A 19,954-nucleotide genomic window follows, 5' to 3' on the forward strand; every position below is an offset into this window, starting at 1 on the left:
GCCTGATCCCGGAGGACCGGGCCGACCAGGAACACTACACGCGGCCCCGCCGCGCCTCCAAAATGGCCCCGATGGTGGCGGGATCGGTGCGCGCCGCGACACCCATGCGGCGGGCGGCGAGGACGGCCAGGAGCAGGTAGCTCACCGACTGGGTCAGGGTCACCGGGATGGCCCACCAGGTGCCGCCGCTCGGGTTGAGCGCGCTGGTCATGTCGCCGAAGGCGAGGGCCAGGCCGAAGGCGAAGAAGTTGTTGAGCACGTGCATCGCGATGCCCGCCTCGAGGCCGCCGGTGAGCAGCACGAGCAGGCCGGCGACGAGACCGAAGGCCAGCCGGTCGAAGAAGATCGGGACGTCCTGGCCGAGGCCGTGGGCGAGCGCGAACAGCACCGCCGGTACGACGACCGCGACCGCCGCGCCGGTCCGGGACCCGAAGCGGGCGGCGAGCCCGCCGAAGGCCTGCGCGAGGTAGCCCCGGAAGACGAACTCCTCCCCCGCCGCCTGGAGCGGGGTGAGCAGCACGATGACGAGCAGGAAGTCGCGCACGGTCGACGTCCAGGGGTTGGCTCCCCCGCCGACGTCGACGGAGCCGGCGCCCTGGTCGGGCAGCACGGTCGAGACGAGGAAGGTCAGGCCGAGCGAGACCACGGCGAGGCCCAGGCACACCGCGAACCAGCGCCACCGGAAGACGCCGACGACCGACGCCACCCAGCCGGGCCTCTGGTCGTGCAGGGCCCGGGCGACCAGCCACACCATCGGGATGGCGACCGCCCAGCCGAGGTTGACCAGCGCCAGGAAGGCGGGCGTCGTGACGTCGCCGGACAGGTTCTCGACGGCCTCCTTGGAGGTGTCGCCCCCGGCCACCAGCAGCGTCGTCAGGACGACGCTGAGGACGACCTGCCCCATGAAGAACAGCACGACGAGGGACGGGATCCCGGCGAAGGGCCGCCAGGCGCCCGCCGGCCCGAGCCGGTGGAGCTCGTCGTACCGGAGGTGCGGGGCGGGGTCAGCCGAGGGCACGCTGCAGCCGTCCGAGGCTGCGGTCGCGACCGAGCAGCTCGAGCGACTCGAACAGCGGCGGCGAGATCCGCTTGCCGGTCACCGCGACCCGGACCGGGCCGAAGGCGTTGCGGGGCTTGAGCCCCAGGCCCTCGACGAGCGCGTCCTGGAGCGCGGTCTGGATCGCGTCGGTCGACCAGGTGCCCAGCGCGGCGAGCGCGTCGTGGGCGGCCTGGACCACGGGCCGGCCGGCCTCGCCGAGCTGCTTCTCGGCGTCCTCGGGGTCCACGGCGAAGTCGGCCTCGTCGACGAAGAGGAAGGCGAGCAGCCCGCTGGCCTCGGAGAGCTTGTTGATCCGCTCGGCCACCAGCGGCATCGCGAGCTCGAGGAGCTGGGCGTCGGCGTCGCCGACCGGGTCGCCGACCACGCCGTCGCGCTTGAGGAACGGCAGCACCCGGTGGGTGATCTCGTCGGTGGAGAGCAGGCGCATGTGGGCCGCGTTGATCGCGTCGCACTTCTTGAGGTCGAAGCGCGCCGGGTTGGGGACGACGTCGGTGACGTCGAACGCCTCGACCATCTCCTCGAGCGAGAAGACGTCGCGGTCGGCCGCGATCGCCCAGCCCAGCAGGGCCAGGTAGTTGAGCAGCCCCTCGGGCAGGTAGCCCTGGTCGCGGTAGGCCAGCGCGTGGGCCTCGGGGTCGCGCTTGGAGAGCTTCTTGTTGCCCTCGCCCATGACGTAGGGCAGGTGGCCGAACTCCGGCGTCGCCTTCGCGATGCCGACCGCCTTGAGCGCCTCGTAGAGGGCGATCTGGCGCGGCGTCGACGACAGCAGGTCCTCGCCACGCAGGACGTGGGTGATCTCCATCAGCGCATCGTCGACCGGGTTGACCAGCGTGTAGAGCGGGTCGCCGTTGGCGCGGGCCAGCGCGAAGTCCGGCACGAACTCGGTCTCGAAGCTCACCTCGCCGCGGACCAGGTCGTTCCAGGTGATCGAGCCGTCGGGCATCCGGAACCGGACGACGGGCTTGCGGCCGTCGGCGACGAACGCGTCGACCTGGTCCTGGGTGAGCTCGCGGCAGAAGCCGTCGTACCCCTGGACCTTGGAGCCGGCGGCCTTGCGGCGCGCGGCAGCCTCGTCGTTGGTGCAGTAGCAGTCGTAGGTGTGGCTGCTGTCCTTGAGCCGGGCGAGCGCGTCGGCGTACTTGTCGCTGCGCTCGCTCTGGAAGTACGGCGCGTGCGGGCCGCCGACCTCGGGGCCCTCGTCCCAGTCGAGACCGAGCCAGCGCATCAGGTCGAGGATCGAGTCGAGCGACTCGGTGGTGCTGCGCTCCTTGTCGGTGTCCTCGATGCGGAACACGAACGTGCCGCCGTGGTGGCGGGCGAACGCCCAGTTGAAGAGGGCGGTCCGGATCATGCCGACGTGGGGGCTGCCCGTCGGGGACGGCGCCATCCGGACTCGTACGTTGCTCATGCGCGTGCTTCCACCTTGTTCGTGAGGGTTCCCAGACCGGCGATCGAGATCTCGACCTCGTCACCGACCTGCAGGGGGCCGACACCCTCGGGGGTGCCGGTGAGGATGACGTCGCCCGGCAGCAGCGTCATCACGCTGGACACGTGCGCGACGAGTGCGGGCACGTCGAAGATCATGTCGGCCGTCGTACCGTCCTGGACGACCTCGCCGTTGAGGAAGGTCTGCACCCGGCGGCCCTCGGCGAAGTCGTGCGGGTCGAGATCGGTCTCGATCCACGGCCCCAGCGGGCAGAACGTGTCGAAGCCCTTGGCCCGGGTGAACTGCCCGTCGGCCTTCTGCAGGTCGCGCGCGGTCACGTCGTTGGCGATCGTGTAGCCGTGGATGACGTCGGTCGCCTGCTCGGCCGGGACGTCGCGGCAGATCCGCCCGATGACGACGGCGAGCTCGCCCTCGTAGTGCACGTTCGTGGACTGGCGCGGGTAGCGGATCACGTCGTCGGGGCCGATCACGCTGGTGTTCGGCTTGAGGAACATCATCGGCTCGCTCGGCACCTCGTTGCCCAGCTCGGCCGCGTGGGCGGCGTAGTTGCGGCCGATGCCGACGACCTTGCTGCGGGGCAGGACGGGCGCCAGCAGGCGGATGTCCTCGAGCCGGTACTCCTTGTCGAGCAGCTTGATGCCGACGTAGAGCGGGTCGCCGGCGAGGCCGACGACCACGGCGTCGTCCCCGGGCTGGCCGTACTCGTCGAGGTCGCCGGTGAGGACGCCGTAGGACGGCTCCTCGCCTGTGGTGAATCGGACGATGCGCACGCCGCGAGCCTATCGGGCGCGGCGTGCGCCTCCGTCATCGTGAGCGGGCGCTCAGGGCAGGATCGTCACCGGCGACAGGCTGCCCGCGTTGATGGCGCCGGTGCCGAGCTGACCCTGGAAGTTGTTGCCCCACGACCGCTGCGTCCCGTCGTCCTTGAGGGCGTAGGTCATGCTGCCGCCGGTCGCCACCTGGGCCCAGTCGGAGTCGGTGCCGACGCGGGTCGGCGTGACCCGCTGGGTGGTGTCGCCCGTGCCGACCTCGCCGTCCCCGTTGTAGCCCCAGCACCAGAGCTGGCCGCCGGTGTTGACCGCGCAGGCGTGGTTGCCCAGGCCGCCGGCGCCGGTCGCCGAGACCGACTCCCAGTCACTGGCCGCACCGACCTGGGTCGGCAGGAGCCGGTCGGTGCCGGGGCTGCCGGTGCCGGTCTCGCCGTGGGCGTTGTAGCCCCAGCACCACAGCGTCGCGTCGGTCTTGAGGGCGCAGCTGGTGCCGGCACTGACCGAGACGGCGGCCCAGGTCGTGCCGTTCGAGCCCTCCCGCACCGGGACGTCCGAGCCGTTCGTCGTACCGTCGCCGAGCTGGCCGCGGGGGTTGAACCCCCAGCACCACAGCTGGCCCCCGGTGGTCGTGGCGCAGGTGTGGGTGTAGCCGGCGGAGACCGACTTCCAGTCGCTGCGGGTACCGACCCGGTCCGGTGCCGCGTCCCCGGGCCGGCCGAGCTGGCCGAAGGTGTCGTTGCCCCAGCACCAGAGCTGACCGTCGGTCGTGACCGCGCAGGTGTGGGCGTAGCCCGAGCTGACCGCGGCCCAGTTGCGCCCGACGTCCACCCGCTTCGGCACGAACTCGGTGCCGGCGCCGGGCTGACCGAGCTCGCCGTCGATGTTGGAGCCCCAGCACCACAGGCTGCGGTTGGCGCGGATCCCGCAGACGTGCGCCCACTGCGCCGCCCCGCCGGCCGAGACGTCCACCCAGTCGCTGGACGTGCCGACCTGGGTGGGCGTGGGGTTGCGCGGGTTCTGGAGGTCGAGCTGCTGGCCGAGCTGCTGCGCGAAGTTGTAGCCCCAGCAGTCGACCGTGTGGTCCGCGTTGACCCGGCAGCCGTACTGCCCGCCCGCGCTGAGCCGCACCGTCGCCGGGGCCACCGCGGGGGCGTCGACCCGCAGTGAGAGCACCTTGGCGACGGCGGGGACGCCGGTCGAGGTCTGGGTGAAGCCGATCGTGACGTTGGACGTGCCCGTGGCCGTCGGCGTACCGCTGATGACGCCGGTCGCGGCGGCGTAGGTCAGGCCGTTGGGCAGACCGGTCACCGACCAGGTGCCGGCCGGGCTGCCGACCGCGGCGAGCTGCTTGGAGTACGCCGTGCCCTGCAGGCCGTCGGGCAGCGAGGAGGTGGAGATCACGGGCGGCGGCGGTGCGGCGACCAGGAGCGGCAGGACCACCGGCGTCGCGGCGACTCCCGTCGAGGTCTGGGTGAAGCCGATCGTGACGCTGGACGTGCCCGCGGCCGTCGGCGTACCGCTGATCAGGCCGGTCGCGGCGGCGTAGGTCAGCCCGTTGGGCAGACCGGCCACCGACCAGGTGCCGGCCGGGTTGCCCACCACGGCGAGCTGCTTGGAGTACGCCGTGCCCTGCAGCCCGTCCGGCAGCGAGGAGGTGGAGATCACCGGCGGCGGTGCGGCCGTCACCTGCAGCGGCAGGAGGACGGGGTTCGCGGCGACTCCGTTCGCGGTCTGGGTGAAGCCGATGGTGACGTTCGAGATGCCGGGTGTCGTCGGCGTACCGCTGATGACGCCGGTCGCGGGGACATAGGTCAGCCCGTTCGGCAGACCGCTCACCGACCATGTCCCGACCGGGTCGCCGGCCGCGCTGAGCTGCTTCGAGTACGGCGTGCCCTGCACGCCGTTCGGCAGCGAGGACGTCTCGATCACCGGGATCGGCGCGGTGGCGCCGAGCGTCCGGGCAGGCGAGACGCCGGCGAGGCGGGGCCCGCCCGCCGGGACCGTCGCCCGGTAGGTCATCTCCCCCGAGGCCGTCGTCGTCGCCGTGAAGGCGCCCGTCGCGCTGAGCTTCGCGGTCGTCACCGGCACCCACACGGCGCCGGACCGGCTCTGGAGCGTGACCGTCGTCCCGGCGGCGAACGGGCGGACCGTGCCGCTCAGCGTCACCGGCGTCGGGATGCCGTCCACGACCGAGACGGGGTCGACGGTGAGCCCGACCGCGACCGAGGTCTGCGAGACCACGGCGACCGCCCGCGACGTCGCCGCCTTGAGCTTGCCGCGCTTGGGCGCCACCGCGCGGTAGTAGGACGTGCCGGGCGTCGTCGTACGGGCGAGCTTGACGGTGTAGGCGCCGGACTTGTTCTTCGTCCGCACCGACGCCACCTTCGCCCACCCGGCGCCGACCTTGCGCTGGACGACCAGCGGTGTCCCCTTCGGGGAGCGGGTCAGCCGGCCGGTGAGCGTCACGCTCGACCCGGCCATGGCCTGGGCCGGGGCGGCCGTGATGCTCACGGTGCGCTTGGTCGCCGCGTCGGCGGCACCGGGCGCACCGGTGAGGAGGACGGCCGCGAGGAGCAACGGCAGGACAGTGCGGAGCAGGCGTGTGAGCAGCACGGAAGACCTCGGGAGCTAGGTCGGTGGGGGATGTCCAGGCTAGGCGTCCGCAGCTACCTGCACCGCGGAATGCGACAACCGGTCACTAACCTCGGTGGCGTGGACACCTGGCAGGAGCGAGCGACGGCGCACGCCGCCCGCATCGACGCCTACGTCGCCCCGCACCTCGCGCGCCGCGAGTCGCACGTGAAGCACCCGGTCTTCGACTTCCTGTTCACCTACTACTCGTACCGGCCGGCGCAGCTGCGCCGCTGGCACCCGGGGTACGGCACCACGCTGCCGGCGTCGGCCGAGCACGCCTCGCTCAAGGGGTACGGGCCGGTGGGCTCGGCTGTCGGCGACGGCGTCGGCGTCGGCGTCACGGCTGCGTACCTGGCCTCGCAGCGGCCGCTGGTCGAGGCGCTGCACCGCCTCCTCACCGCGACCGCCGGCCGTACGCCCCACTTCGGCTGCTTCGGCCTGCACGAGTGGGCCATGGTCTACCGCCTCACCGAGGACGAGACCCGCCACGCCGACTGGCCCCTGCGCCTGGGCCCGGACGGCACCGACGCCGTCGTCGAGGGCCACCGGATCGCCTGCTCGCACTTCGACGCCTACCGCTTCTTCACTCCCCCGGCCCGGCCGCTGAACACGCTCTCCCCCGGGCGCGACGACCGCGTCGCGTTCGAGCAGCCGGGGTGCCTGCACGCGGGCATGGACCTCTACAAGCACGCCTTCCGGCTCTCCCCGCTCATCTGCTCGGACCTCGTCGCGGACTGCTTCGAGCTCGCCTGGGACGTGCGGGTGCTCGACATGCGGGCGGCGCCGTACGACTTGGCGGACCTGGGGTTCGCGCCGGTGCGGATCGAGACGGCGGAGGGCAAGGCGGCGTACGCGGAGGCGCAGCGGGAGTTCGCGGAGCGCGCGGCACCGCTCAGGAACCAGCTCATCGAGGAGTGCCGGCGCCTGCTCTCGCGCGTCCCTACAGTGACGGGATGACCGTGCTGAGACTCATCGGCTTCTGGCGGAACGAGCAGCATCCGGAGTACCCGTCGCCGGCCGACTGGGTGGATGCCGGTTGGGACGATGAGGAGCGGCACGCCGTCTGGCACTACCTGGCCAGCGGCACCATGCTCCATGCCTGGATGGGCTTCTCGCCCTGCCGGATGTGCGGCAAGGACAACGGCGCGCTGGACTTCACGGACGGCACCTACGTGTGGCCGGAGGGCTTGGCGCATTACGTCTACGAACACGACATTCGGCTCCCTGGCGAGTTCGTCGAGCACGCCCTGCGCCGCCAACGGGAGCTCGAGGAGGCCGAGAGCTCGGTGGAGTGGTGGCTTCGCGAGACGAGTCGCTGAGCGCAGGTCGCTGCCGATAGCCGGGCGCGGCACGGCCGTCGTTCAGTGGCGCGCTCGTTTGCCGGGCTTCGTCGGCCCGGTCACGAGCCGGCGGCCGAGCTCGTAGAGCGCGGCACCGATCCAGCCCGCTCCGAAGAGGAAGCCGAGCCAGACCGACCGGCCGGGGCGTCCCTCGGCCTCGTCCACGCCGAGGGCGAGCAGCGCGAGCGTGAGCAGGATGCACGCGAGTCCGACCGCGAAGGCGAAGGCGATCCGCTTGAACCTGCGTCGGTCGGCACTGCGTTGGCGCGGGTCCACCGGCACATCATGGCGCAAGCGCGGGCTACGCGGCCCGCTCAGACGAGTGCCGGCTGCCCGCCCGAAGCCGTACGACGCTCCCGCCCCCACGCCACCCAGGCGATCCGCCCGACCAGCGCCAGCCACCCCACGATCAGTACGACGTCCAGCGCGATGTGCAGATCGCCGATCGCGCCGACGACGGTCACCGCGTTGACCAGGATGACCAGCCCGCCGACCATCGCGCCCATCGGGGCGTGCGGGAGCCGGCCGGCGAGGCGGGCGGCGATGGGGGCGACGATGACGCCGCCGATGACGAGGCCGATGACCGGCAGCCACGGGATGTCCTGGTGGGCGGCGCCGGTGATGAAGCCGGTGGAGACCGAGAGGGCGACGACGAACTCGGCGGCGTTCGTCGTACCGACGACGCGGCGGGGCTCGTGGGTGGTGACGGTCATCAGGCTGGGGGTGACGACGGGGCCCCAGCCGCCGCCTCCGGTGGCGTCGACGAAGCCGCCGAGGAGGCCGATCGGCGAGAGCCAGCGGGCGGTGTGGCCGGACTTGGGGGTCGGGATGATCCGGAAGCCGAAGCCGAAGCGGGCGAGGATGACGAGGCCGAAGAAGAGCAGCAGGCCGGCCATCGACGACTTGGCGGCCTCCAGGCTGATCGAGGTGAGGATGACGGCGCCGGCGAAGCCGCCGATCGCGCCCGGGACGGCGACGCGCAGGAGCACCGCCTTGTCGACGTTGCCGGCCCGCCAGTGCGAGATGCCGGAGACGAAGGTGGTCGGCAGCTTCGCGGCATGGGTGGCGGCGCTGGCCGTGGCGGGGGCGACGCCGAGGGCGAGCAGGACGGTGGCCGAGGTGACCCCGAAGCCCATGCCGAGCGTCCCGTCGACGAGCTGCGCGAGCCCGCCGGCGAGTGCGAACACGGCGACCAGCCACATGGCGGCACCCCGCTTTCTTCATCAACGCGATAAACCCTACCTATCAAGGCTACATACATGACCTTGAACGCGTCGAATCTCGATCATCACCAGCCGTTCAGCCGCGACGCGCGCGCAGGCGATGCACCCCCGAGGCAAGGTGAAGCTCCGTGGCGAACCGCCCGGGCGCGTCCGGATCAGCGACGACATATCCGGCCGGCGCGCGATACGTGGCCGCGATGGACGGCGGCACCAGGATCGTGTGCTCGATCCCATCGGAAGCGCGTTGCCAACTGCTCTCGATCCGCCCGACCATGCCGTCGGTCGACCCGCCGACCCGGTCGATGCGGTCGGTGTAGACGGGCGCGATCGTCAGCGCCCGGTCGAACACGGCCCCCATCGTCCGGATCCCCAGGAGGTCCTCGTAGAGGAAGGCTCCCACCGAGCCGAGGGCGCAGTGGTTCATCGAGTTCATCTCGGCGGTGGCCCGCGAGCCGTCGGGACGGATCGCATCCCACTTCTCCCAGATGGTCGTCGCCCCGGCGTTGACCATGTACAGCCAACTCGGAAGCTCCTCGCGCAGGAGCAGGTCGATCGCGAGGTCGGCATGTCCGTGGCGCGCAAGCGCCGACAGGACGTGCTGGACGCCATGGATTCCGGTCGTGAGGTAGCCACGCTTCTCGATCAGGTCGCGCAGATGGCCGGCAGCCTGGACGGCCTCCGCGCCGGTGAAGAGGCCGAAGCCGATCGCCTGAGCGTAGGCCGTCTGCGTTGCCCCCTCGATCGTGAGATCGTCACGGACGAAGGCATCGAGATAGGCCTGGCGGATCTGCGTGGCGCGCTCGTGCATCCGGTCGGCATCCGCCGCGCGGTCGAGCCGGTGGGCGATCTGAGCCGCCTGCACATAGGACCGATAGGTGTGCGCGGTCCCGACCACGTCCTTCCGGCTCGTCGAGAAGGCACCCGTCCAGGTGTAGGCCGGATCGACGTCCATTCCCTCCTGCTCCGGGGAGGGGAGCGAGAGCCAGTCGCCATAGTTGAAGCCGACCGCGTTGCGGCGCAGACCGTCCGGGTTGTGCAGGTCAACGAAGCTCAGGTAGCGCCGAACGTGATCGAAGTGCCGCTCGCCGGTCAGGGTGTCGCCGTAGCCCTCGACCAGCAGTCCGAGCATGCGAACGTACCCGTCGGACCAGCCGGGCGCACCGGGCGCGGTGTCACCGGGCGGGTAGGACGGTGCCCAATCCGGGAGATCTCCCTGTTCACCCTGGGCATCGGCTGCGTCCTGGCAGAACTTCGCGAGGAACGCCGCACAGTCGAACAGGTAGCCGGCGGTCGGCGCGATGACTCCCGCGTCGCCGAGCCAGCCGCACCGCTCGTCGCGCTGGGGGCAGTCCGTGATGACCTCGAGGAAGTTGTCCCGGACCGTCCAGGCGATGTTCTCGACCAGCCGCCCGAGAAGCGGGTGAGAGGAGTCGAAGGTGCCGACGCGTTCATGCGCCGTCTCGATCGAATACGCCGTCACCGAGGTGCTCGGCAGCATCTCCACGAAACCCGACGGCGCAGCGTTCGGAAGCCCCCACACCTCGGCATAGCGAAAACCGTGGCTGGTGAAGGACGGCTCCAGGTCGACCTCGGGGCCAGGAGAGGCGACGTAGCGGTCCTCCTGGAACGCGTGCCGCAGCGTCTCCCGCGCGACCAGCCGATCGACCGTGAGCGTCTCGCCGTGGCGAACCACGATCTCGGTGTCGGGAAGCGTGGTGGAGTGGATCCTGGTCCAGCCGACCAGGTTCTGCCCGAAGTCGAAGACGGCCGGGCCTTGCGCGTGGGTGTAGACCAGCGAGCCCACATGCTCGCGGAGCCGGCGGATCGAGTCGTGCGGCTGCGGGACCACCGGGACGCGATGGGGCACGACGACAGCCGCCCGCCAGGCCGCGTCGTCGAATCCAGGATCCCGCCAACCGGTCGGCTCCTGCCGATAGTCGACGATCTCGCCACGGAGCAGGTCGGAGGCCTGGATCGCACCCGTGGACCCGCGCCACGGCGAGCCTGTCGCACAGAGGACCTGCCGACTCCCATCGGGCGCGATCTCCTCCAACTGCGCCAGGAAGGCGGGATGCTTGCCGTAGTAGCCGGGCTCGGGGAGGAGACCGAGCCGCCCTGCGTACCAGCCCTTGCCCAGGGTCACGGCGAGGACGTTCGTGCCGTCGACCAGGATGTCGTCGCAGTCGAAGGTCTGGTGGTGGACACGCGTGCGGTAGTCGGTCCAGCCCGGCCGCAGCACCTGCTCCGCGGTGAGCTCGGTGCCATTGAGCCAGACCCGGTAGAGGCCGAGCGCGGTCGCGAACAGCCGTCGACGGCCCCGAGGAGAGCCGGGGGCGACCTCGAACTCGGCACGCAGATAGGGAGCCGGGTCGAACGTCTCGCGCGGGTAGGGCACGGGCGCGGTCGAGATCCAGGCAGCACTCCAATCGGGCGCCGAGAGACCGAGCTCGAAGGATGCCGTGACCGGACTGCCCTGCCCGGGACCGTCGGCCGGCGACAAGGTCCAGGAGTAGCGCCCGCCGGGCCTGTCGAGCACCCCGTCCGGAACCACCGCACGCGCACCACCGGTTCGGGCGCTCCACACCTCGCCCCCGGACTCATCGCGCAGGACGACGTCGAATGCCCCGGCCCCCCTGGGCGACCAGCTCAAAGTGGTGGCCGCCGCGGGCAAGCCCAGCGGCGCGACCCGGAAACCGGTCCGCAACCGGTCGGCGCACGGTTCAGGGAGGTAGTCGGCATCGGCAGGTACGGCAGGCATGGGGGCTCCAGTCATCGACGATGTTCACATATGCGAACGCAAGTTCTCATATGTGGGATCCGCCACTCTAGGCGATCCTGCGCGCCCTTGTCACCGAATCGAGGCATCACGCCAGGCGCGCGCCTTCACCCCTGCGGGACGAGGGCCAGCGCGTCGTAGGACTCCTTGACGATCGCCAGGTGCTGCCAGGTCACTACGTCGCGCACGCCGGGCAGCGAGCGGATCCGCTCCAGCACGTCGAGGGTCGGCTGCGAACGGCCGTCGGCGAGGGTGAGCAGCAGGTCGGCGCGACCGTAGGTGGCCGCCAGGAAGAGGACGTCGGGCAGCTCCAGGACCGCGGCGACGACCGGGTCGAGGGCACCCCCGACCCGTACCGCGACGCCGGTGACGTCCTGCCCCGCGAACCGGGTCCGTCGGGCCAGCCCACCGATCCGCACCGCCGACGACGCGACGAGTCGCCGGACCCGCCGGCGCACCGCGGCCGGGGTGAGCCCGACCGCCTCGGCCAGCGCGACGTACGACGCGCGCCCGTCGGCCTGCAGCAGCCGCAGCAGGTCGAGGTCGACCTCGTCCACCTCGCAGGTGACCGGGCCGACCGGGCCGAGCACGTCGCGGTGCACCGCGGCGTAGACGAGCGTGTCGACCGCGACGACGCCCGGCAGCGCGCGCAGCCCGGCGACCGCCGCCGCGAAGCCCGCCGCATCGGGCTCGCGGACCTCGACCACGACGGGGCGGTCGCCGGTGGTGATCGAGACGAGGGTGGCATCGGTGCGCTCCGCGGCGGCGCGGGCGACCGGGAGGACGGGCCCGTCCACCCCGAGCGCGAGGTAGCCCAGCTCGCGTTGGCCGAGCAGCTCGGGATTGACCGCGCCGCGGACGACGACCGCGGCGTCGGCGAGCAGCCGGGTCAGCCGGGCCCCCGCGGCCGAGCGGGACAGCCCCGTGCGCTGGGCGATCTCGCGGTGGGTCATCCGTCCGTCGGCGGCCAGGAGCGCGACGATCCGCGCATCGACGTCGTCCACGAGACCTCCTTGCACGAAGTCGCAGCAAGATATTTCCGCGACGGCCACCGGCCGATCGATAACGCTGCGCACCTCACGATCCCAGATCGCGCCGGATCCGCCCAGCACACCGGCAGATCGATACTCCGGCCCGGATGGGGACCTCGGGTTGTGCTTGTCACCACCGCCACCCCGCCGTAGCGTCAGCCGACCGATCAGCGCCGGAGGACCAGGAGGACGACGTGACCGATGCCCCGACCGAGCCGCGGCAGGCACTCACCGAGGCCGCCGTCCTCGCCGCCGCCGACCACCTCGTCGCGGCCTTCGCCGCGACCGACACCGACGCCTACTTCGCGTGCTTCGCACCCGACGCGACGTTCGTCTTCCACACCGAGCCGGCCCGGCTCGACGACCGCGCGGCGTACGAGGCGCGGTGGGCGTCGTGGCTGGCCGACGGCTGGCAGGTCCTCGCCTGCGCAAGCACCGAGCGCAAGGTCCAGGTCGCCGGCTCGACCGCGATCTTCACCCACACCGTCCGCACGACGGTCCGCCCGGCCGCGGGCGCCGCCGAGGAGTCGTACGCCGAGGAGTCGTACGCCGAGCGGGAGACCATCGTGTTCACCGCGACCGGCGCGGGCCTCGTCGCCGTCCACGAGCACCTGTCCCCGATCGCCGAGTGAGGCTCCGATGACCACCACCGACCGCGCCGCCGCCGCTCCGCCGGCCGCGACCACCATCGAGGTCAACGGCATCGCGCCGATCCCGGACGAGGAGCGCACCGCCTCGCCCGTCGACCTCTTCCGGCTCATCTTCGGCGGCGCCAACACGTTCGCCACCGTCGTCCTCGGCACCTTCCCGATCGTCTTCGGCCTCTCCTTCTGGCAGGGCGCCGCCGCGATCGTGATCGGCCTGCTCGTCGGCGCCGCGCTGCTCGCGCCGATGGCGCTCTTCGGTGCCCGCAACGGCACCAACAACGCGGTCTCGTCCTCGGCCCACCTCGGCGTGCACGGCCGGGTGGTCGGCTCGTTCCTGTCGCTGCTGACCGCGCTCGCGTTCTTCTCCATCTCGGTGTGGTCCTCGGGCGACATGCTCATCGGCGCCGCGCACCGCGCGATCAAGATCCCCCAGAACGACGCCAGCCTGGCCGTCGGCTACGGCCTGTTCGCCGTCCTCGTGCTCGTCGTGTGCATCTACGGCTTCCGCTTCATGCTGCTGGTCAACAAGATCGCCGTGGTCGCCACGACGCTGCTGTTCGTGCTCGGCATCGTCGCCTTCGCCGGCGACTTCGACGCCGGGTACGCCGGCACCGCCACCGGATCGCTGTTCTGGCCGGCCTTCGTGGGCGCCGTCCTCATCGTGATGTCCAACCCGGTCTCGTTCGGCGCCTTCCTCGGCGACTGGTCGCGCTACATCCCGCGCGAGACCCCGCGCCGGCACCTGATGCTCGCCGCCTTCGGCGCCCAGATCGCCACGCTCGTACCGTTCACCTTCGGCCTGACCACCGCGACGATCGTCGCCACCGCGCAGCCCGACCTGTTCGCGGCCGGCAACTACTCCGGCGGCCTGCTCGCCGTCTCCCCCGGCTGGTTCATGCTCCCGGTCTGCGCGATCGCCGTCATCGGCGGTCTCTCCACCGGCACGACGGCGCTCTACGGCACCGGCCTCGACTTCTCCAGCGTCTTCCCGGCGTTCAGCCGGGTCCAGGCGACCGCCTTCATCGGCGCGTTCGCCATCGCCTTCATCTTCGTCGGCCGGTTCGCGATCGACGTGGTCACCAGCATCAGCACCTTCGCCGTCCTCATCGTCGTGTGCACCGCGCCGTGGATGGTCGTGATGATGATCGGCTGGTTCGTGCGCCGCGGCTGGTACGACTCCGACTCACTCCAGGTCTTCAACCGCCGCCAGCACGGTGGCCGCTACTGGTTCGCGCACGGCTGGAACTGGCGCGCGATGGGCGCCTGGCTCATCGCGGCCGGCGTCGGCCTGCTGTTCGTCAACCTGCCCGGCCAGTTCGTCGGCTGGCTCGGCGACCACGCCAACGGCGTCGACCTGAGCATCCCGATCAGCCTCGGCCTCGCCGCGATCCTCTACCTGGGCGCGCTCTTCGTGTTCCCCGAGCCGGCCGACGCCTACGGCCCCGAGGGCGCCCGGCTGGTCCCGACCGGTCCGGCGGCCAACCACCCGATCGTCGGCGACTAGCTCCCGAGCACCGGCCCCTGCCCGGCCCGGGCAGCGGTGCTGTAACACGCTGTCCGCGTTGCTACCCGGCGGTTGTCGTTGCCGAACGCCCCGATTCCACGGCGTGTCGCGCCGACAACCGGCGCGTAGTGCGGTGGACGGCGTGTTACCCGCGCCCGCCGCCGACCAGGCGCCCAGGCGACCCCCGCCGCTAGCGCGCCGCGATCCCGTCGTACATCACCGCACGGATGGCGGCGCTCAGCCGCTCCTGCTGCGCGGGCGCGGGATCGCGCATGCCGACGAGGACCGAGCCCAGGATCATGCCGTTGATCGACTGCGCGGTCGGCTCGACGTCGAGGTCGGCGCGCAGGTAGCCGAGCCGCACCCCGTGCTCCAGGTACGCCGCGGTGAGCGGCGTGGTCATCGCGAACAGGTCGAGCATCCGCTCGCGCATCGCGTCGTCGATGCCCGCGGCGGAGAGCAGGAGCTGGGCGACGCGCGGGTCCTCGCTGAAGATCTGGGCCAGGGCGGTGCCGATCCGGGCGGTCTGGGCGCGGTACTCGTCGAGCGTGCTGACGGCGTCGGGCGCGTTCTCGGCGCCGAGCGCGCCGACGATCCGGTCGATCAGGTCGGTGATGACGTGCTCGACGATGTCGCGCTTGTTCTCGAAGTAGCGGTAGAAGGTGCCGTGCCCGATGCCCAGGCGCGCGGCGATGTCGGCGATCCCGGTGGCGTGGTAGCCCTGCTCCGCGAAGCACGTGAACGCGGCCTCGATGATCTCGCGGCGGGTCTCGGCCTTGCGCCGCTCCAGTCGCGTGAGCCCCTCCGTGGTCGCCGTCATGACACCGGAGCCTATTGCAGATCGCCGAAACTGACGATACGTTCCGTAACTGACACGCCATTCCGCTTTGCTCGACACGACCCGCAGGGGGCCACATGGGGCGCGCACTCGTCATCGGCTGCGGCGGCACGCTGGGCTTCGCCTGGACCGCCGCCGTGCTCGCCGAGCTCGACCGGCAGGGCTGGGACACCCGGACCGCCGACGTCCTCATCGGTACGTCGGCCGGGGCCGAGCTCGTCGCCCTCCTCGGCGCCGGCGTGCCCGCGGGCGCGATCGAGGACCGCAGCGACGCCCGCGTCGCGGCGCACCTGTCCTGCCCCGGCGCGCCGGGCCGGCTGCCGGGCCTGCCCCGGCCCACGCTGCCCGCGCTCGGGCTGACCCGGGCCGCGCTGCGCGGCCGCGGCGACGTGCTGTCCGGGCTGGCCGGGCTGCTCCCCCGCGGGGGCGGGGACGCGCAGTGGCTCGTCGACCTGGGCACCGCGCTCGCCGACCCCGACACCGGCTGGGTCGCGCACCCCGCCACCTGGCTGGTCGCCGCGGACACCCGCACCGGCGCCCGCGTGCCGCTCGGCCGCGCCGACGCCCCCGCGACCTCCCTGGGCCACGCGATCGCGGCCTCGTGGGCGATCCCCGGCTGGTTCCCGCCCGTCGCGATCGGCGCTCGCCGCTACGTCGACGGCGGTGCCGTGTCGCCCACCTCGGCCGACCTCCTGCTCCCCCACGTCGCCGACGGCCGGATCGACGAGGTCGTCGTGGTCGCCCCGATGTCCAGCCACGGCGGCGCCCGCGCCCGCGGGGCGGAGCGGGCCGAACGGCTGCTCCGGCACCCGATGACGCGACGCGTCGACAGCGAGGTCGCCCAGCTGCGAGCCGCGGGCGCGCGCGTCCACCGGATCGAGCCGAGCCCCACCGACCTGTCCGCCATGGGCGCGAACTTCATGGACCGCTCGCGCGTCGAGCGGGTCCGCGAGGTCGCCGCCCGCACCGCTCCCTCCCTCGTCGCCCGCCAGGAGGCCCGCCGATGACCCGTCCCACCCCCATCGACCTGGCCGGAGCGCACGTCGCGCTCACGGGCGGTGCCCGCGGCATCGGCCGGGCCACCGTCGAGGCGTTCCTGGCCCGCGGGGCGAAGGTCTCGTTCGGCGACCTCGACCTGGACACGGCACGGGCCACCGCGGCCGCGACCGGAGCGTCGGCGCACCTGCTCGACGTCGCCGACCGGGCGTCGTACGACGCGTTCGTCGACGCCGCGGAGGCCGAGCACGGCCCGGTCGACGTCCTGGTCAACAACGCCGGGATCATGCCCAACGGCGCCTTCCTCGACATGGATCCCGCACTCGACCGGCTGATGATGGAGGTCAACGTCCACGGCGTCCTGCACGGCATGCGCCGGGTCCTGCCCGGCATGGTCGAGCGCCGCCGCGGCCACGTCGTCAACGTCGCCTCGCTGGCCGGCAAGTTCCCCATCCCGGGACTCGCGGTCTACAACGCCAGCAAGTTCGCGGTCGTCGGGCTCACCGCCGCGACCCGCCTGGAGATGGCGCCCCACGGCGTCACCCTCACCGCAGTACTGCCGTCCGCGGTCGACACCGACCTCGCCTCAGGCCTCGACATGAAGCCGATCCCCAAGGTCTCCCCCCAGCGGATCGCCGATGCCGTCGTCGGCTCGGTCCGCAGCCGCGACGCCGAGATCGCGGTCCCCGGGTACGTCGGCGCGCTCGCCGCCGGCTCCCACCTGGTGCCCGTGCCGGTCCTCGACCGGTTCCGGCGCCTGATGCGCGACGACCGCGCCCTCCACGCCGACACCGCCGAGCGGGCGTCGAACACCGAGCGTCTGGCCGACGCCGCCACCGAGAGGAACTCCCGATGAGCACCATCCATGACGCCGTGATCGTCGGCGCCGGCTTCGGCGGCATGGGTGCCGCGATCGAGCTGCACCGCCAGGGCTACGACGACCTGGTCATCCTCGAGCGCGAGGACGACCTCGGCGGCACCTGGCACGTCAACCGCTATCCCGGCCTCGCCGTCGACATCCCGAGCTCGACGTACTCCTACTCCTTCGAGCCGAACCCCCACTGGTCGCGGCTGTTCGCCCCCGGCCCCGAGCTCAAGAAGTACGCCGGCCACGTCGCCGACAAGTACGGCCTGCGCCGCCACATGCGCTTCGGCGCCGTGGTCGAGGGCGCGCGCTGGGACGAGGACGCCACCGCGTGGGAGGTGACGCTCGCCGGCGGCGAGGTGGTCCGCGGGCGCTTCCTGCTCACCGCGACCGGCTTCCTCTCCCAGCCCAAGCTGCCCGACATCGCGGGCATCGAGGACTTCGCCGGCACCGTCGTGCACACCACGCGCTGGGACGACGACATCGAGCTCGCGGGCAAGCGGGTCGGCATCATCGGCACCGGCGCGACCGCCGTCCAGCTCATCCCCGAGCTGGCCAAGGTCGCCGACCACCTCACCGTCTACCAGCGCACGCCGATCTACGTCTCGCCCAAGATGGACGGCCCGGTGCCGGGCGTCGTGCGCACCGCGTTCGCCAAGGTCCCGCTCACCCAGAAGGCGACGCGGCTGGTCGGCACCTCGATCCTCGAGGTGATGATGGTCGCCGGCGTCCTGCACTTCCGCGACCTGCCGTGGGCCAACGCCGCCGGCAAGCGCGCGTGCGCGGCCCACCTCAAGCGCCAGGTCAAGGACCCGGTGCTGCGGGCCAAGCTCACGCCGGACTACGACTTCGGCTGCAAGCGGCCGACGTTCTCCAACACCTACTACCCGACGTTCACCAAGCCGCACGTCGACCTGGAGACGACCTCGATCGACCACGTCGACGCCCACGGCATCGTCACCACCGACGGCAACCGCGTCGACCTCGACGTGCTCGTCCTCGCCACCGGCTTCAACCTGTGGGACGTGAACTTCCCGGCCGTGCAGATCGTCGGCCGCGAGGACCGCGACCTGGGCAAGTGGTGGCGGGACAACCGGTTCTGCGCCTACGAGGGCATCACGGTCCCGAAGTTCCCCAACTTCTTCTCGCTCAACAGCCCCTACTCCTACTCGGGCCTGTCGTACTTCACGACGATCGAGACCCAGATGGCCCACCTGGGCCGGGTGCTCGGCGCGATGCGCCAGCGCGGGGCCGACGTCGTGGAGGTCACCGAGGAGGCCAACGACCAGTTCCTGGACCGGATGACCGGCCTCCTCGGCAACTCCGTGTTCAACGCGGGCAGCTGCGCCACCGCGCGGAGCTACTACTTCAACCAGCACGGCGAGGCGGTGCTGCTGCGCCCGACGTCGACGTTGAGCGCGGCCCGCGAGGCCACCCGCTTCCCGCTGGACGACTACACGTTCACCGGCGCGAGGGTGGCCGCCTCAGCCTCCTGAGCCTCGCTGGTCATCGCCCGGTGCCGGGTCTCCGGCATGAGCAGCACGCACACCACGCTGCCGAGGGCGAAGACCGCGAGCATCCACCCGATCGCCGCCGTGTTGCCCGCCTCCGCGAAGTCGGAGGCGAGGTACGGCGCCGTGCCGCCACCGATCACGCCGGCCAGGTTGTACGCCATGCCGGCGCCCGTGTAGCGGTACTCCGTGCGGAACATCTCCGGCAGCATCGCGCCCGCCGGACCGTACGACATCGCGAAGATCGCGAGCGTGCCGAACAGGCCGAGCGCGAACGCCGTACCGGTGCCGCGGTCGAGGATCGGGAACAGCGCGAAGCCCCACGGGATCGCGAGCAGGCACGAGAACAGCACGACCTTGCGGCGGCCGATCCGGTCGCTGTAGACCGCCGACAGCAGCGTGATGGTGCCGAAGACGAACGCCGCGGCGACGCCGATCGTGAGCACGGTCGCCCGGGACAGCCCGATCGCGGTGGTGCCGTACGACGTGAGGAACGCGGTGCCGACGTAGAAGAACGCGAACAGCATCGCCAACGACCCGCCGCCGAGGAGGATCTCCTTCCACTGGTGGCGCAGCGCCGACGCGAGCGGGCCCTGGGTGGACGCCCGGGTGCGGGCGTTCTCCTGGAACATCGGCGTCTCCTCGACCTTGAGCCGCACGTAGAGACCGACCGCGACGAGCAGCGCGCTGGCGATGAACGGCACCCGCCAGCCCCAGTCCAGGAAAGCCGGGCTGGTGTCGCCGACGACCCGGTTGACGACGAGGAAGGTCCCGCTGGACAGGGCGAACGCCAGCGCCGGGCCCATCTGCGGGAACGCGCCGTAGAGGCCGCGCTTGTGCGCCGGCGCGTACTCCGCGGCCAGCAGCGTCGCGCCCGCCCACTCGCCACCGACGGCCAGGCCCTGCAGGAAGCGCAGCGCCACCAGGAGGATCGGCGCGGCCACACCGATCGTCGCCGCACCGGGCAGCAGGCCGATCGCGACGGTCGCGGCGCCCATGAGCAGCAGCGTGCTGATCAAGGTCTTCTTTCGCCCGAGCCGGTCACCGAAGTGGCCGAACCCGATCGCGCCCAGCGGCCGGGCGATGAACGCGACCGCGAAGGTCGCGAACGACGCCACGCTGGCGGCCGAGTCGCCCAGCGCCGGGAAGAACACCGTCGGGAACACCAACGCCGCGGCGGTTCCGTAGATGAAGAAGTCGTAGAACTCGATCGTCGTGCCCGCACAGCTGGCGAAGGCGACACGACGCATCGGGGTCGGTCGGGACATGGAAACCACTCCTCAGGGTTCGCTTCGGTCGGCGGGAGTGTGAG

At 72.0% G+C, this 19,954-nt stretch carries 17 protein-coding genes; 7 read left to right on the forward strand and 10 right to left on the reverse strand.

Features of this window, described 5'->3' with window-relative positions:
* Positions 1 to 34: 34 nt before the first annotated feature.
* The 4 genes from M0M48_RS15730 to M0M48_RS15745 are packed head-to-tail and all read right to left on the reverse strand — an operon-like array spanning position 35 to position 5,890.
* The gene (locus M0M48_RS15730; protein ID WP_257751852.1) at positions 35 to 1,018 is read right to left on the reverse strand and encodes a CPBP family glutamic-type intramembrane protease; all 984 of its coding nucleotides are present in this window, start codon (positions 1,016 to 1,018) and stop codon (positions 35 to 37) included.
* A complete protein-coding gene (gene gltX / locus M0M48_RS15735) occupies positions 1,005 to 2,468 on the reverse strand; it encodes a glutamate--tRNA ligase (RefSeq protein WP_257751853.1) in 1,464 nt (487 codons plus the stop codon). The genes M0M48_RS15730 and gltX overlap by 14 nt, the downstream gene beginning before the upstream one ends.
* A complete protein-coding gene (locus M0M48_RS15740; protein ID WP_215817263.1) occupies positions 2,465 to 3,277 on the reverse strand; it encodes a fumarylacetoacetate hydrolase family protein in 813 nt (270 codons plus the stop codon). Before M0M48_RS15740 ends, gltX begins: the two co-directional genes overlap by 4 nt.
* A gap of 51 nt (positions 3,278 to 3,328) precedes the next feature.
* Positions 3,329 to 5,890, reverse strand: coding sequence for an RCC1 domain-containing protein (locus M0M48_RS15745; RefSeq protein WP_257751854.1), 2,562 nt, complete (start codon positions 5,888 to 5,890; stop codon positions 3,329 to 3,331).
* A gap of 99 nt (positions 5,891 to 5,989) precedes the next feature.
* Between M0M48_RS15745 and M0M48_RS15750 the strand changes: the two genes are divergently transcribed.
* Both M0M48_RS15750 and M0M48_RS15755 read left to right on the forward strand, forming a co-directional pair.
* On the forward strand, positions 5,990 to 6,868 hold the full coding sequence (locus tag M0M48_RS15750; RefSeq protein WP_257751855.1) for a 3-methyladenine DNA glycosylase: 879 nt from the start codon (positions 5,990 to 5,992) through the stop codon (positions 6,866 to 6,868).
* Positions 6,865 to 7,230 (forward strand): hypothetical protein, encoded by a 366-nt coding sequence (locus M0M48_RS15755; protein WP_257751856.1) that lies wholly within the window; start codon positions 6,865 to 6,867, stop codon positions 7,228 to 7,230. The genes M0M48_RS15750 and M0M48_RS15755 overlap by 4 nt, the downstream gene beginning before the upstream one ends.
* A gap of 42 nt (positions 7,231 to 7,272) precedes the next feature.
* Here M0M48_RS15755 and M0M48_RS15760 read toward each other — a convergent pair whose 3' ends face one another.
* The 4 genes from M0M48_RS15760 to M0M48_RS15775 form a co-directional block, all read right to left on the reverse strand.
* A complete protein-coding gene (locus M0M48_RS15760) occupies positions 7,273 to 7,527 on the reverse strand; it encodes a hypothetical protein (protein WP_257751857.1) in 255 nt (84 codons plus the stop codon).
* Between the two features lie 38 nt (positions 7,528 to 7,565).
* Entirely contained in the window at positions 7,566 to 8,453 is an 888-nt protein-coding gene (locus M0M48_RS15765) for a sulfite exporter TauE/SafE family protein (protein ID WP_257751858.1), read from the reverse strand.
* Between the two features lie 97 nt (positions 8,454 to 8,550).
* Positions 8,551 to 11,232, reverse strand: a complete 2,682-nt coding sequence (locus tag M0M48_RS15770) for a family 78 glycoside hydrolase catalytic domain (RefSeq protein WP_257751859.1) — start codon at positions 11,230 to 11,232, stop codon at positions 8,551 to 8,553.
* A gap of 125 nt (positions 11,233 to 11,357) precedes the next feature.
* On the reverse strand, positions 11,358 to 12,254 hold the full coding sequence (locus M0M48_RS15775; protein ID WP_257751860.1) for an Lrp/AsnC family transcriptional regulator: 897 nt from the start codon (positions 12,252 to 12,254) through the stop codon (positions 11,358 to 11,360).
* A gap of 221 nt (positions 12,255 to 12,475) precedes the next feature.
* On the opposite strand from M0M48_RS15775, the gene M0M48_RS15780 reads away from it, so the two are divergent.
* Together M0M48_RS15780 and M0M48_RS15785 are read left to right on the forward strand one after the other, a co-directional pair.
* Positions 12,476 to 12,913: a nuclear transport factor 2 family protein gene (locus M0M48_RS15780; RefSeq protein ID WP_257751861.1), complete on the forward strand. Its 438-nt coding sequence runs from the start codon at positions 12,476 to 12,478 to the stop codon at positions 12,911 to 12,913.
* 7 nt (positions 12,914 to 12,920) lie between these two features.
* Positions 12,921 to 14,432: a purine-cytosine permease family protein gene (locus M0M48_RS15785; protein ID WP_257751862.1), complete on the forward strand. Its 1,512-nt coding sequence runs from the start codon at positions 12,921 to 12,923 to the stop codon at positions 14,430 to 14,432.
* 190 nt (positions 14,433 to 14,622) lie between these two features.
* On the opposite strand, the gene M0M48_RS15790 is transcribed toward M0M48_RS15785, so the two are convergent.
* On the reverse strand, positions 14,623 to 15,252 hold the full coding sequence (locus M0M48_RS15790; RefSeq protein WP_215817278.1) for a TetR/AcrR family transcriptional regulator: 630 nt from the start codon (positions 15,250 to 15,252) through the stop codon (positions 14,623 to 14,625).
* Between the two features lie 95 nt (positions 15,253 to 15,347).
* Here M0M48_RS15790 and M0M48_RS15795 point away from each other — a divergent pair, with 95 nt between their 5' ends.
* From M0M48_RS15795 to M0M48_RS15805, 3 genes are read left to right on the forward strand one after another with little or no spacing between them, the layout of a single operon-like run.
* Entirely contained in the window at positions 15,348 to 16,277 is a 930-nt protein-coding gene (locus tag M0M48_RS15795) for a patatin-like phospholipase family protein (protein ID WP_257751863.1), read from the forward strand.
* Positions 16,274 to 17,122: an SDR family oxidoreductase gene (locus M0M48_RS15800; RefSeq protein WP_257751864.1), complete on the forward strand. Its 849-nt coding sequence runs from the start codon at positions 16,274 to 16,276 to the stop codon at positions 17,120 to 17,122. The genes M0M48_RS15795 and M0M48_RS15800 overlap by 4 nt, the downstream gene beginning before the upstream one ends.
* Positions 17,119 to 18,627: a flavin-containing monooxygenase gene (locus tag M0M48_RS15805; protein WP_257751865.1), complete on the forward strand. Its 1,509-nt coding sequence runs from the start codon at positions 17,119 to 17,121 to the stop codon at positions 18,625 to 18,627. Before M0M48_RS15800 ends, M0M48_RS15805 begins: the two co-directional genes overlap by 4 nt.
* On the opposite strand, the gene M0M48_RS15810 is transcribed toward M0M48_RS15805, so the two are convergent.
* Positions 18,585 to 19,910: an MFS transporter gene (locus M0M48_RS15810; RefSeq protein WP_215817282.1), complete on the reverse strand. Its 1,326-nt coding sequence runs from the start codon at positions 19,908 to 19,910 to the stop codon at positions 18,585 to 18,587. The genes M0M48_RS15805 and M0M48_RS15810 overlap by 43 nt on opposite strands.
* Positions 19,911 to 19,954: the final 44 nt, after the last annotated feature.

The organism is Pimelobacter simplex, assembly GCF_024662235.1.
GTDB lineage: Bacteria > Actinomycetota > Actinomycetes > Propionibacteriales > Nocardioidaceae > Nocardioides.